12 protein-coding genes are annotated in these 13,498 nt (G+C 72.7%); 7 read left to right on the top strand and 5 right to left on the bottom strand.

What is annotated here, in order from left to right; all coding sequences use genetic code 11:
• Window positions 1-189 precede the first annotated feature (189 nt).
• Complete coding sequence (locus AB0L95_RS11510; RefSeq protein ID WP_365160565.1) at window positions 190-1,317, top strand: alpha/beta hydrolase-fold protein; 1,128 nt, start codon at window positions 190-192, stop codon at window positions 1,315-1,317.
• Window positions 1,318-1,707: 390 nt separating this feature from the next.
• Window positions 1,708-3,240 (top strand): hypothetical protein, encoded by a 1,533-nt coding sequence (locus tag AB0L95_RS11505; protein ID WP_365160562.1) that lies wholly within the window; start codon window positions 1,708-1,710, stop codon window positions 3,238-3,240.
• 102 nt (window positions 3,241-3,342) lie between these two features.
• Here the strand turns inward: AB0L95_RS11505 and AB0L95_RS11500 are convergent, their stop codons facing one another.
• Window positions 3,343-4,674 (bottom strand): PH domain-containing protein, encoded by a 1,332-nt coding sequence (locus AB0L95_RS11500; RefSeq protein ID WP_365160559.1) that lies wholly within the window; start codon window positions 4,672-4,674, stop codon window positions 3,343-3,345.
• Window positions 4,671-5,162 (bottom strand): PH domain-containing protein, encoded by a 492-nt coding sequence (locus AB0L95_RS11495; protein WP_365160556.1) that lies wholly within the window; start codon window positions 5,160-5,162, stop codon window positions 4,671-4,673. Before AB0L95_RS11495 ends, AB0L95_RS11500 begins: the two co-directional genes overlap by 4 nt.
• Window positions 5,163-5,193: 31 nt before the next feature.
• On the opposite strand from AB0L95_RS11495, the gene AB0L95_RS11490 reads away from it, so the two are divergent.
• Complete coding sequence (locus tag AB0L95_RS11490) at window positions 5,194-6,345, top strand: NADH-quinone oxidoreductase subunit D (RefSeq protein WP_365160553.1); 1,152 nt, start codon at window positions 5,194-5,196, stop codon at window positions 6,343-6,345.
• On the opposite strand, the gene AB0L95_RS11485 is transcribed toward AB0L95_RS11490, so the two are convergent.
• A complete protein-coding gene (locus tag AB0L95_RS11485) occupies window positions 6,310-7,344 on the bottom strand; it encodes an SAM-dependent methyltransferase (RefSeq protein ID WP_365160550.1) in 1,035 nt (344 codons plus the stop codon). The genes AB0L95_RS11490 and AB0L95_RS11485 overlap by 36 nt on opposite strands.
• Before the next feature lie 421 nt (window positions 7,345-7,765).
• Here AB0L95_RS11485 and AB0L95_RS11480 point away from each other — a divergent pair, with 421 nt between their 5' ends.
• From AB0L95_RS11480 to AB0L95_RS11470, 3 genes are all read left to right on the top strand, one after another.
• Window positions 7,766-8,971, top strand: a complete 1,206-nt coding sequence (locus tag AB0L95_RS11480) for a sensor histidine kinase (RefSeq protein ID WP_365160547.1) — start codon at window positions 7,766-7,768, stop codon at window positions 8,969-8,971.
• Between the two features lie 79 nt (window positions 8,972-9,050).
• Complete coding sequence (locus AB0L95_RS11475) at window positions 9,051-9,722, top strand: response regulator transcription factor (RefSeq protein WP_365160544.1); 672 nt, start codon at window positions 9,051-9,053, stop codon at window positions 9,720-9,722.
• Window positions 9,723-9,831: 109 nt separating this feature from the next.
• Window positions 9,832-10,464, top strand: coding sequence for an AAA family ATPase (locus AB0L95_RS11470; protein WP_365160541.1), 633 nt, complete (start codon window positions 9,832-9,834; stop codon window positions 10,462-10,464).
• Window positions 10,465-10,528: 64 nt separating this feature from the next.
• On the opposite strand, the gene AB0L95_RS11465 is transcribed toward AB0L95_RS11470, so the two are convergent.
• Window positions 10,529-11,635 (bottom strand): DUF5937 family protein, encoded by a 1,107-nt coding sequence (locus AB0L95_RS11465; RefSeq protein WP_365160538.1) that lies wholly within the window; start codon window positions 11,633-11,635, stop codon window positions 10,529-10,531.
• A gap of 158 nt (window positions 11,636-11,793) precedes the next feature.
• On the opposite strand from AB0L95_RS11465, the gene AB0L95_RS11460 reads away from it, so the two are divergent.
• Entirely contained in the window at window positions 11,794-12,012 is a 219-nt protein-coding gene (locus tag AB0L95_RS11460) for a hypothetical protein (RefSeq protein ID WP_365160535.1), read from the top strand.
• 84 nt (window positions 12,013-12,096) lie between these two features.
• Here AB0L95_RS11460 and AB0L95_RS11455 read toward each other — a convergent pair whose 3' ends face one another.
• Window positions 12,097-13,392, bottom strand: coding sequence for a beta-eliminating lyase-related protein (locus AB0L95_RS11455; RefSeq protein ID WP_365160532.1), 1,296 nt, complete (start codon window positions 13,390-13,392; stop codon window positions 12,097-12,099).
• Window positions 13,393-13,498: the final 106 nt, after the last annotated feature.

Here is a 13,498-nt window from a genome sequence, read left to right as displayed (position 1 = left end):
GCGAGAGACCTTGTGTCCGGTGCCTATTCGGGCATCCGGCGACATTGCGCCCTCTAGGACGGTGTCGCGGGGAGAGAGGTTCACTCCCCACCTCAAAGCCGGTTCAAAGGCGAAGGAAAGTCCGGGGCAAGCCCTCGCGAAAGTGCGGGTGACGCCCCATGGGTCGGAAAGCGCAGACAGGAAAGAGCCATGGGTCTCACGAGCAACAAAGTGCTGGTGTTGGCGGTCTTGTTCGCTGTGTTGCTGTTCGTCGGCACGGTGTGGTTCTGGCCACGGCTGGCGCGGCGCACCTGGCGGGCCGTCGGCGGACGGGTCGGCCTGCTGTTCGCCACCCAGGTCGCGATCTTCGCCTCGGTCGGGCTCGCCGCCAACCAGGCCTTCGGGTTCTACGCCAGCTGGGCCGACCTGTTCGGCCAGGAGAGCACCCCGGGTGTGGTCGTCAACCATGGTCTGGCCGGTTCGGCCGGGGCCCCCCTCCAGGTGGTCGACACCAGCGAGGTGCAGGTGAAAGGTGGTGCGCGGCCACAGATCGGCGGCCAGATCCAGCGGGTTGACATAGTGGGGCGCACCACGCATGTCACCACGCCCGCGTATGTGTATCTGCCGCCGGAGTACTTCCAACCGCAGTACCGCACACGGACGTTCCCCGCGGCCGTCGTCCTCACCGGGTACCCGGGTACGGCCGAGGCGCTCATCAAGGGTCTGCACTATCCGCAGACGGCGCACGAGCTGGCCAAGAGCGGCAGGATGCAGCCGATGATCCTGGTGATGCTGAGGCCGACCGTGGCGCCTCCCCGGGACACCGAGTGCGTGGACGTCCCGGGCGGCCCGCAGACCGAGACGTTCTTCGCGAAGGACCTCCCCGGCGCGGTCGGGGCGCACTACCGGGTGGGCAAGAAGCCAGGCAGCTGGGGTGTCATAGGGGACTCGACGGGCGGTTACTGCGCACTGAAGCTTGCGATGCACCACCCGGACGCCTATGCCGCCGGGGCAGGCCTGTCGCCGTACTACAAGGCGCCGATCGACCCGACCACGGGCGACCTCTTCCAGGGTGACAAGAACCTGCGCAACCGTGCCGACCTGTGGTGGTGCCTGAAGCATCTGCCCGCCCCGGACACCTCACTGCTCGTCAGCAGCAGCCGGGTCGGCGAGGGCGACTACCGGTCCACGCTCAAGTTCATACAGCAGGTGGGGGCCAGGAAACCGACCCGGATCTCGTCGATCATCCTCGACAGCGGCGGCCACAACTTCAACACCTGGCGACGGGAGATCCCGGCGGCGCTGCAGTGGATGAGCGGGCGGCTCAGCGACCGCTGAGGGGACGAAGACGAATGCGTGGGGGCTGCGGCGGAATTCCGTGCCGGTGTTGTCTCGGCGCGGGTCCGGAATTCGTCTCCAGTCGTGCCCCCGGGTCGCTTTCGGGCGGGTGATCCCGTGCGGGGGAGACAGGGATCGCGCACGGGAAATGATCTTGAAAAGGGGGCCGACGACTGCCGGAGGGGTCGCGGAGCAGCCGCGAGGGGCCGACCGGAGGGGCGCCGGCGCCCTCGGGTTCCGGTGTCGTGGGCCCGGCGGAAGGGAATGCACGGGATTTGAGGGCGGCTCTTCCGTTTCCGGTGTCCCCGGGGCGGTATGAACGCGTAGGAGTGGCCGTGTTTTTACCGGGCGGGGCACCATCATTCGCCTACGCGCGGTAAGTTTCTGGCCATGCCACGTGGACGTCACCGCCATTCTCCGCCCTTGCACAGGCTGTTGCCCTCTTCGGTGATCGCCGGCGTCTCGATCGTCTGCGCCGTGGGGCCCTGGCTGTTCACGGAGCCAGTGGTGCTCCGTGTGCTGGCCGCGGCTGCCGCGGTGACGACGATGCTGGGCGCGGTCGTCATGCGCCGCTGGGACGTGGCCGCGGGCAAACACGTCGCGGACCTCGCGCGCGCGAGGGCAAGCGACGAATGGCGCCACGAGGAGCGGGTCGCCGAACTGGAGTCGGACCTGGAGGAGTCGCGCGAGCTGCGCACCAAGCTGGAGCAGAGGCTGCGTGCCAAGCGCGCGGAGCTGGCCAAGCTGCGCAACGAGCACGCGGCCCTGCTGCGGCGGTACGCCACCGCGGAGACCGAGCGCGCGACCGCCCTGGAGGGCCGCCGTCTGCTGGCCATAGAGACGACGGTGCCGCAGGCGCGGGCGCTGCCCGCCGGGACGACGGGCGCGCCGGACGACTCGACGACGCCGGACGACTCCGCGGCGCCGGACGACTCCACGGAGCGGGACGGCCTGGAGGCGCCGGGCGCCGCCGAGAGCGGGACGCCGGAGGGCAGGGACGTACGAGAGGCCGAGGGCGGGACCACGGCCGCGACCGAATCGGAGCCGGCGGTCGCAGGGGTGTTCTCCCCGGAGGGATCCGCGCTCTTCCTGCGGGCCGACTCGGCGCTGACGCGGCTGGTCGAGGACGGCGGCGACGAGACGCCGGAGGACGTCGCCGCGTCCGAGCAGGACGCCCCGGAGGAGATCGCCGCATCGGCGCGGGACGACGACCCGGAGCAGGACGAGGACGCGGCGCTGGGCGACGACGCGGCGCTGGGCGACGACGCGGCGCAGGCCGCGGAGGACGACACCGCCGGGTCCGTCGACGGGAGCGGCCCCGTGGAGGCGACCGCCGACACCCCGGCCCCGGGCGACGCCCACCGGCAGTCGGCACTCTCCGCGCTCACCGCGGCCCGGGCCAGGACCTCCCCCGAGTCCGTTCCCCCGAAGGACGACGGCCCCGGCAACGGCGGCGGCCGCAAGGGCGGCTCGGCGGAGACCGGCGCCGTACGGGACCGCTCCGGTGCGCAGGACGAGGCGGCGGGGAAGCCCACGGCGGTCGCCGGGCGGGAGCACGGGAGCGCCCCGACCGCGCAGCAGCCCCTGCCGGGCGCGACCAAGCCGGCCCACACCACCGGGCACTTCACCGTGCCGACCGCCGTCGCCGTCGTACCGGCGGCCCCGCCGCGGCGCCCGGCCGCGGAGGGCGGTTTCGACTTCTTCGGCACCAAGGGCCCGGGGGAGACCCTGACCTCGATGCAGAACGAGGACCTCGCGGACGTCGTGGGCCAGGAGGCGCTCGCGATGCACAAGGAGGAGTCCGAGTCCGGCTTCAAGCCCGCGGACCCCGAGGCGCGCGGCATCGGCCAGGTCATCGACCTGACGGCCCACGACGAGACCGAGCAGATCGACCTGCAGGGGCTGCGCACAGCGGCGTCCTGAGTACAGCCTGTACGGGTGAGGGGCGGCGGCACTCCGAGTGCCGCCGCCCCTCATGTCGTTCCCCCTGGCGCTCGGCCTGCGAGGCCGTCCACGCTGTGCGGTCTACGAGGCCATCCACCGCTCCGGCCGAGCGTCCCGTCGCCCCGTCCGTGACCGGTCCGCCTGTGCGTACAGCAGGGCCGCCGCCTCCTCCGCGTCCCGCAGCCGGGCCCGCACCGTCTTGTCGGCCCCGGTGTCCACCTCCACGTCGGCGACCTTCCTGAACCGCTCCCAGGGCCCCTGCGTCAGCCGCACGCTCTGCACCTTCGCATGCGGGACGAGGGACAGAGTCCGGCGCAGCAGCCCGTGCCGCGCGGCGAAGACCGTGTCGGTGACGGCGACTCCGTGGCCGCGCCACCACAGCGGCAGGCACCAGCCGGCGCGGCGCGGCGGCCGGGCGAGGGCCGTGGGGACCGTCACCCCGGGCAGCACCTGCGCGATCAGCGACTCGGCGAGGGGGCGGGGTGCGACCGGTACCAGCACCGAGTTGGAGGAGCCCGCCACATTCAGCTCCACCCGGACCCAGCCGCGCCGCCGCCACAGCAGCGGCTCCACCATCCGTACGGTCTGCACCCGCCCCGGCGGCACCGTCTCGTGCGCCCGGTCGAGCAGCCCGTGGTCGATCCGGAGCCCGTCCGGCGACTCGCCGACCGTCCAGTCGTAGGCACGGACGAACCGTCCCGCGCTCCGCGTGGCCGCCCCGCCCACCAGCGGCAGCCCGGCCACGAGCACCGACCAGACGCTGTGCGTGCCGAACCACACCAGCGTCGGCACGACGAGGGCACCGAACAGCGAACCCCAGGTGGCGCCGATGAGCAGCAGGGAGACGGCGAGCATGCCCGGCGGCACGTGCAGCAGCGGCCGCATCGGTGCCTCACCGACCGTGTGTGCCGTCTCGGGCGCGAAACCGGCCGCGCGCGCCAGGAGTTCGGCGCGCAGGACGCGCGCGTCGTCCTCGCCGAGATAGGCCAGTTCGTCCTTCTTGTCGGTCCCTATGACGTCGAGTTTCAGCTTGGCGACGCCCGCGATCCGGGCCAGCAGCGGCTGGGTGACGTCGACGGCCTGCAGCCGGTCCAGCCGGATGTGCGCGGTGCGGCGGAACAACAGGCCGGTCCGGATGCGCAGTTCGGTGTCGGTCACCGCGAAGGAGGTGAACCGCCAGCTGAGAAAGCCGTACAGGGAGGCGGCCGTGACGAGGACCGCGAGTGCGGCGAGGAGCGTGGTCGCGGTCAGTCTGGTCAGCTGCTGCTGGGCCTGTCCGGGGTCGTGCGCGGCCCAGCCGGCGATCACGGTGACCGGCGCCCAGGCGCGCCGCAGCGGCGTGACCGGGTGCAGCCGCCGCTCGGTCCGCTCGCGTCCCTCCGCTATCGCGGGCAGGTCCCCGGGCGCGCTCACAGTCCTGCCGATCGGGCCTCGCCCAGCTCGGCCAGCCGGTCCCGCAGTCGTTCCGCCTCGGCCGGGGCAAGGCCCGGAATGGTCGCGTCCGTCGCCGCGGCCGCGGTGTGCAGCTGGACGCTCGCCAACCCGAAATACCGCTCCACCGGCCCGGAGGTGACCTCGACGAGCTGCATCCGCCCGTACGGCACCACGGTCTGCTCGCGCCACAGCACGCCCCTGCTGATCAGCAGGTCGTCGACGCGCTCGGCGTACCGCCAGGAGCGCCAGTTACGGCCGAGCAGCACCCAGCCCCAGCCCAGCGCGGCCAGCGGCAGCACCGCGAACAGGGCCCACTTAGGCCCGGCGAGCAAGCCGAGGAGCAGTCCCACGGCGAGGGCCGACAGCCCCAGCCACACCACCAGCAACAATCGCCGCATACGCAGCAGCCCGGGCGGCAGGCTTCGCCACACCGGCACGCCGCCCCTGTCTCGAGTCCCCGTTTCCATGGCGCAAGGGTACGTACGAGAGACTGGTGCCATGACTCCCACGAAGGAGACCATGGTCGGGATCGGCGGTGCCGCGGAGAGCACCGACATGGTGCTCAACATCGGTCCGCAGCATCCGTCCACGCACGGTGTGCTGCGGCTCAGGCTGGTGCTGGACGGCGAGCGGATCAGGCACGCGGAGCCGGTCATCGGCTATATGCACCGCGGCGCGGAGAAGCTGTTCGAGGCGCGCGACTACCGCCAGATCATCATGCTCGCCAACCGTCATGACTGGCTCTCCGCCTTCTCGAACGAGCTGGGCGTGGTCCTGGCCGTGGAGCGGATGCTCGGCATGGAGGTTCCCGAGCGCGCGGTGTGGATGCGCACGCTCCTCGCGGAGCTGAACCGGGTCCTCAACCACCTGATGTTCCTCGGCTCCTACCCGCTGGAGCTCGGTGGCATCACCCCGGTGTTCTACGCCTTCCAGGAGCGCGAGGAACTCCAGAACGTCATGGAGGAGATCTCCGGCGGGCGTATGCACTACATGTTCAACCGGGTCGGGGGACTCAAGGAGGACCTCCCGGCCGGCTGGACGGCACGCGCGCGTACCGCGGTGCGGGACGTGCGCTCCCGTATGGACCGGTTCGACGACCTGGTGCTCGGCAACGAGATCTTCCGGGGACGCACCCGGGGCGTGGGCGTCCTCGCGCCCGCGACGGTGCACGCGTACGGCGTGAGCGGCCCCGTCGCGCGCGCCTCCGGGGTGGACTTCGACCTGCGCCGGGACGAGCCGTACCTGGCCTACGGGGAACTCCAGGACACGCTGAAGGTGGTCACCCGGCAGGAGGGCGACTGCCTCGCCCGCTTCGAGTGCCTCCTGGAGCAGACGCACAACGCGCTCGACCTCGCCGACGCCTGCCTGGACCGGCTGGCCGAGCTGCCGCCCGGGCCGATCAACCAGCGCCTGCCGAAGGTGCTCAAGGCACCCGAGGGCCACACCTACGCCTGGACCGAGAACCCGCTCGGCATCAACGGCTACTACCTGGTCAGCAAGGGCGACAAGACCCCGTACCGGCTGAAGCTGCGCTCGGCCTCGTACAACAACATCCAGGCACTGACCGAGCTGCTGCCGGGGACTCTGGTCGCGGACATGGTGGCGATCCTCGGGTCACTGTTCTTCGTGGTCGGGGACATCGACAAGTAGCCCCCCGAGCGAGGCCCCCGCGATGTCCACGGGCTGGAGCAGCCAGCCGAAGTCGCCGAGGCCGCCCGGCGCGGTGAGTTCGGCGGCGGCTCCGGCGTGCGCGAGGGCGCGTACATAGGCCGCGGGGTCCGTGGACGCGAGCGTGAGCGGGGGGCGCGCGCCGGTGACCCCGAGCGTGCGCAGAGCGGTGCGCTGGGTCAGCAGACGCGCCCCGGGCAGGGCGCACGCGTCCAGCGCCACATGCGCGGTGATGTCGCAGGAGCCGTCCGGTACCGGGGCGACCTCCCGGCCCGCGCGGAACCCGGTGAGCGTCCCGAAGGGCGGCCGGGCGGCCGCGCGATGGGCGTAGTCGACGGCAACGGCGAGTCCACGGCCGACGGTGGCGACGGCCGTGGCCCAGGCGGCATCCCTGGGCAGCCCGATCTCGGCGCGGCAGCCCTCGGCGGGCAGCGGCCACCAGCGCCGGAGCCACTCCGCCTCCGCGCCGGTGACCGGCTCCCCGAGGCGCTCAGCGCCGTCCTCGTGCACGAGGACCAGCCGCGCCACGCCGTCGGAGCCGGCCTCCGCGACCTCGACCGGCACATTGTCCAGCCACTCGTTGGCGAACAGCAGTCCCGTGACCTCCCGCGGAGGCTCGTCGAGCCACTCGACCCGGGAATCGAGCCCTCCGGGACGCTCGGCGATCTCCACGGCGTACGCGCGCGTGCGGGCGGCGACGTCCCGGGGCAGCGCGTCCAGGACACCGGTGACCAGCTCGCCCCGGCCGGCCGCCATGTCCACGAACGCCAGCTCGGTGGGGCCTCCCAGGGCCTCGTCGACCGCGCACAGCAGCCGGGCCACCGCGACCGCGAAGAGCGGGGACGCGTGCACGGAGGTACGGAAGTGTCCCGCGGGACCCTCGGGCCGCCGGTAGAACCCGTGCGCCCCGTACAGCGCCTCCTCGGCCGCCGCCCGCCAGCTCCGCCACTCGCCGTCCGCCTGCTCTGCCAGCTCTGCCACGGGGCCAGGCTAGGCCGGGTGCGGGGGACCGCGGGGGAGGGGGAGGGGGCGACGGCAAGGTGGGCGCGTGCCCTGGAGGGGATCGAGGGTCGGGCGGGCGCGTGCCCTGGAGGGGGCCGACGTCCGGGCAGGCGTGTGCGACCGGAGTGGGCCGGGAGGAGGCCAGGCGTGTGCGCCCGGCGTGCGGTGTCCGCGCTCCGCGCCCGGGTCGCGGGGCCGGCGTTCCGTGCGAGGCGCCCGCGGTGCCGGGCAGCCGGCCACCCCGCACCGCCCACGGGCTTCCGCGGCTCCGACGTGCCCGCCCGGGGTGCCGTAGCCGTTGGGGATCATGGAGCATCCACCTTGCGGAGTACACATGTCCGCCTGGGATCGGTCCTCCGGTTGACCCCTGCACACGCAGCGCTTCCCTACGCTGGGTTATGTGCAGCGCCTCTATGACTTCCTCCGCAGGCACCCGACGTGGGTCGACAGCTTCTGGGCCGTCGTCCTGTTCGGGCTCTCCTGCGTGAGCGTGACGAACCTCAGCGGGGCGCGGGACTACCACGGATCGGTCGCCGCGGGGCTCTCGATCTCCGCCGTCCTGTGCGGGGTCGTGGCGCTGCGCCGTCGCCTGCCCGAGAAGATGCTTCTGGTGGCGCTCGCGACGGGGCTGGTCCAGCTGCTGGTGGACCAGCAGCCGACGGTCGCCGACTTCGCCATGCTGGCGATCATCTACACGGTCGCCGCGGACGGCGCCGGCTGGGCCTCCCGGACCGGCCTCGTCGGCGGCCTGTGTGCCGGTCCCCTGACCATGATCCGCTGGCCGGACGCCCACTCGGGCCCGCTGGGCAACGTCGCGATCGCGGTCTTCCAGACCGTCCCCTTCGCGCTCGCCTGGGTGCTCGGGGACTCCCTGCGCACCCGCCGTGCCTATTTCGCCCAGCTGGAGGAGCGCGCCGCCCGGCTGGAGAAGGAGCGCGAGGCGCAGGCCAAGGTCGCGGTCGCCGCCGAGCGCGCCCGGATCGCCCGCGAGCTGCACGACGTGGTCGCGCACAACGTCTCGGTGATGGTGGTGCAGGCGGACGGCGCCGCGTACGTTCTCGACGCCGCTCCCGACCAGGCGAAGAAGGCCCTGGAGACGATCTCCGGCACCGGTCGCCAGGCCCTCGCCGAGATGCGCCGCCTGCTCGGTGTGCTGCGCACCGGCGAGCACAAGGAGGCCGGCGAGTATGTGCCCCAGCCCGACGTCGAACAGATCGACGAGCTGGTCGAGCAGTGCCGCAGCGCGGGCCTGCCCGTCGACTTCAAGGTGGAGGGCACCCCGCGCCCGCTGCCCAGCGGCGTCGAGCTGACGGCGTACCGCATCGTCCAGGAGGCGCTGACCAACACCCGCAAGCACGGGGGCCCCAACACCGGGGCGAGCGTGCGCCTGGTGTACTTCGACGACGGCCTCGGACTGCTCGTGGAGGACGACGGCAAGGGCGCCCCGCACGAGCTGTACGAGGAGGGCGGCTTCGACGGCCAGGGCCATGGGCTGATCGGAATGCGTGAACGCGTCGGCATGGTGGGCGGCACCCTGGACGCCGGTCCCCGCCCCGGTGGAGGCTTCCGTATCAGCGCCCTGCTGCCGCTGAAACCGACCCATTGACACGTGCGCCCGCCCCGACCGCCCGCCCCTCACGACACCGCCCAGCCCACCGACCGAAGCCCGACCGGAGGACCCCGCCATGCCGATCCGCGTGATGCTCGTCGACGACCAGGTGCTGCTGCGCACCGGGTTCCGGATGGTGCTCGCCGCCCAGCCGGACATGGAGGTCGTCGCGGAGGCGGGCGACGGAGTCGAGGCCCTGCAGGTGCTGCGCGCCGCCGAGGTCGACGTGGTCCTCATGGACGTCCGTATGCCGAAGCTGGACGGCGTGGAGACCACCCGCCGCATCTGCTCGGAGCCGGACGCCCCGAAGGTGCTGATCCTGACCACCTTCGATCTCGACGAGTACGCGTTCTCCGGGCTGAAGGCGGGTGCCTCCGGCTTCATGCTGAAGGACGTGCCGCCCGGGGAACTGCTCGCCGCCATCCGCTCGGTGCATAGCGGTGACGCCGTGGTCGCGCCCTCCACCACCCGCCGCCTCCTCGACCGGTTCGCACCCATGCTGCCGGCCGGCGCCACCGAGCCCCGGCACAAGGAGCTGGAGCGGCTCACCGAACGCGAACGCGAGGTCATGGTGCTGGTCGCGCAGGGGCTGTCCAACGGCGAGATCGCGGCCCGGCTCGTGCTGTCCGAGGCGACCGTCAAGACCCACGTCGGCCGCATCCTGACCAAGCTGGGCCTGCGGGACCGGGTGCAGGTGGTCGTCCTCGCCTACGAGACCGGTCTTGTACGGGCGGGCGGCCACGGCTGAGCGGTCTCGGCTTCCGGGCGGCCGGCTGACCGGTCCCGGCCTCCGGGCGCCCGGCCACGGTTGAGTCACTCCCGGCCTCCCCGTGGCTGGTGCCCACTAGGGTCTGCGCATGCTCCTGTGGATCAACGGCCCCTTCGGGGGTGGCAAGACACAGACCGCACACGAGATCCAGCGACGTCTGCCCGGCAGCGTCGTCTGCGATCCCGAACACGTCGGCTTCGGACTGCACCGCATGCTGCCGCCCGAACTGCGGGGGAACTTCCAGGACCTGGCGGCCTGGCGGCAGGGCGTGGTCGAGGTCCTGGACCTCGCGCTGACCAAGCGCGACGGTGTGGTCATCGCGCCCATGACGGTCACCGACCCGGGCTACTTCGCGGAGACGGTGGGCCGGCTGGGTGAACGAGGCCATGACGTGCGGCACTTCACTCTCCTCGCCGAGCGCGAGACCGTGCTGAAGCGGCTGCGGGAGCGCGGCTTCGGGCATCTCCTGACGTACGTGGCCGGCAAGGACGCGCCGTTGCGCAGGGAGAGTTGGGCCGTCCGGCAGCTCGACCACTGTCTGGAGCGGCTGCGCGAGCCGGAGTTCGCCGAGCACCTGTGGATGGACAACACCACGGTGCCCAAGACGGCGGACCGGATCGCCGTCCTCGCCGGGCTGACGCTCCGGCCCCACACGGACGGCGCCCTGCGCACCCGGCTGCGGCAGGCGAGGATCGGGCTGAAGCACATCCGCTTCGACTGACGGCCTCTGCGACTGACGACTACGACTGCCCGCGGGCCCTGTGTGCGGGCCCTGTGTGCGGCCACTAGCGAAGAATGCCCTCCAGGAAGTCGCTCCCCAGCCGGGCCACCGCCGCCACATCCAGCTGGTGCAGGACATACCGGCCGCGGCGGCGGGTCGTGAGCAGGCCCGCCTTCTTCAGGGTGCCCAGATGCCGGGATATCTCGGGCGCCGTCATCCCGTAGTGCTGCGCCAGCTCACCCGTGGTGAACGCGCTGCGGGCGAGGCTGCGGCACAGGCGCATGCGCACCGGATGAGAGAGGGCGGCCATCCGCAGGGTCAGCTGCTCCAGCGACGACGGCGCCGCCATCTCCGGCGAACTGACGGGGTAGTGCAGCACGGGCTGCCAGCCGCGCCGGTGCAGCACCATCAGGTGCGGCCAGCCCAGGCTGGTCGGGACGAGCAGCAGACCGCTGCCCGCTGTGGCCGTATGGCCCTCGCCGAGCTTGTCCACGGTGATCCGGTCCGCGGCCTCGTCCAGCGTCACCGCGGGCGACACCGACGCCAGCGCCTCGGCCAGGCCCTTGTGCCGCAGGAGGTCCGTCTTGTGGCGGGCGTCCGCCGCGAGCTCGTGGCTCAGCCGGGACCAGGTGTCCGCGAAGAACGCCGCGTCGCAGTCCTCCAGGAACTGCCGCAGCCAGGCCCGGGTGCGCGGCGGGTCGGCCAGCAGCCGCTCGCTGAACAGCAGACTCTGCGGCCCTCGCGCGGCGGCCAGCTCCAGGGCGCGCCGTCGGGACTCCGCGTCGGTGAGCGCGGCGGAGCCCGCGTCGCTGTACGGCAGCGGGCAGGTGAACTCCAGCGCCGCGTCCACGAACTGTTCGTCGCTCAGCTTGTCCAGCAGGTCCAGTTCCTCGGCGAGGGTGGCGCGCGGGAGCGTGTTCCCGCCCGGCAGGCCCGCGTACGGCAGGAAGAGGTCCGAGAACGTCGTACGCCACAGGAAGTCGGCCTCGCACATCCGGTCGGCGAGATGCGGGTCCAGGCGGCAGGTCAGGCCGGTCGCCCAGCCCCGCAGCCTGGGGTGGTGGCCGGGCTCGGACAGCGCGTGCAGGGCCATCCCCAGCTCGGCCAGCGGGGAGGGCACGACGGCGATCTGCTCCTGCCGCAGCCCGGTGATGTCGATACGCACGCTCATGACCCCATGGTGCACGGGGCCACCGACAACCCGGCCGTCGGTTGACGACAGTCGTCAATCGACACGACGGGGGCGGCGGCCCGGGCACAGTCTGGGTGGGCCGGGGCATCCGCGGAGCCTACGGATCCTGTCCTCACGTCCCGAAGAGGCGATATCCCATGAGCATCACCCAGCAGTACCTCCTCGACACCTACCGCGCCCGGCGCCTGGGCGAGCCCGCCCCGCCGGCCCCCGGCGCCCGCGACTGGCAGCTGGTGCGCGAACTCGGCGACTACCGGGCGTTCCGTGCCGTCGTGGCCGGCCGCCCGGCACGCGGCCGGCTGCGGACGGCGCTGTCCCGATGGGTCCACGGCCGCCGCCCGCGCCCCAGCTGCTGACCGCTCCCCGACCGCTTCCCGTCCGAGATATCCGAACTGTCCGAACTGTTCGAACGGGCGAGAGCCGTCCGGATCCCCGGCCTCCTAGGGCAGACGCGCCACGAACTCCGTCACCGCCGCCTTCACGTCGTCCGCCGTCCACGCCAGCCCGTCGGCCCGTACGGAGACCTCGGTGAAGGCGAGGCCAGGGCCGCCGTGCTGCCACGGGTTGGCGAACAGCAGGGACCCGGTCTCCTCGCCTTGCCGGAACGCCGTCTCCGTGAGGACGTCGGCGTCGTACGGCAGCCAGAGCCGGAAGTCGTGGGTGTGCGGCTCGGTAGGGTGCACCCGGGTCCAGGGCAGCCCGGCCGCCGCGAACCCCTCGCGCAGCGCCGCGGCCACCACGCGCGCGTGGCGCACGTACTCCGGCAGCCGGGGCAGTTGCCGCTCCAGGCCGGCGAGGGCCGAGAGCACCGTAGGGAACTGCTGGAAGACCATGCCGCCGTAGCGGTGGCGCCACGTCTTGGCCTCCTCGACCAGCGTTCCGGGGCCGGCGAGGGCCGCGCCGCCGTACCCGTCGAGCGACTTGTAGAAGGAGACGTAGACGCTGTCCGCGAGGCCTGCGATCTCCGGCAGCGAGCGGCCGAAGTGGACCGTGGTCTCCCACAGGCGCGCGCCGTCGAAGTGCACCACCGCGTCGCGCTCGCGCGCCGCCTCCACGACCTCGGCCAGCTCCTCGAAGGCGGGCAGGACGAAACCGGCGTCCCTGAGGGGCAGTTCGAGCATCAGCGCCCCGAAAGGCTCCTCGAAGTCGCGCACCTCGTCGGCGGTCGGCAGCCGGGGCTCGCGTGTGATGTGCACCGGGCGCAACCCGCTGACCTCGGTGAACGCCTTCCGTTCATGCAGTTCCGGGTGGGCGAGCGGGTGCAGGGCGACCGTGGGGCTGCCGGTGCGGCCCGCCCAGCAGCGCAGGGCCACCTGCTGGGCCATCGTGCCGGTGGGGAAGAAGGCGGCGGCCTCGGTGCCGAGCAGCCCGGCGACCTTCTCCTCCAGGGCCTCGACGACGCCCGTCCCGTACATGTCCACGGTCTCGTCGAGGTCGTACAGGTCCGCCACGCCGTCCAGCAGCGCCAGCCGCTCCCGGAGCGTGCCCAGGAAGCCCGGACGCGCCAGCACGCGTTCCGCGCCGCGCACGACCCTTGTCCGGCGCTCCCGCCGCAGCCGCGACCGCTCGGCGGGCGTCTGCGTCGGCAGTTCCTCCGCCTCCTCGCCGTGCGCCTGCCCCGGCCGCTCCTCCGCCTCCACCGTCGGCCGCCCCTGCTGCGGTCCGGCCCCCTCCGTCGTCTCTGCCGTCTCCGTCATGCCGCCCTCGTCCCCCTCCGCCCTCGTCACCGTGTTCACGCCCTGGATGATGCCGCGTGCCCGCGCCGTCCGGCACCCGGAATTTCCCACCCCGCCGGACCTGCGGAAACTCCAGGGCCTGTGGACAGCCGGCCGCCCGGCCGAC

Origin of the sequence: Streptomyces sp. NPDC052036 (assembly GCF_040680495.1) — a bacterium.
GTDB lineage: Bacteria > Actinomycetota > Actinomycetes > Streptomycetales > Streptomycetaceae > Streptomyces.
Note: the sequence above shows the minus strand (reverse complement) of the source record. Positions and strands in the feature narration are given on the sequence as shown.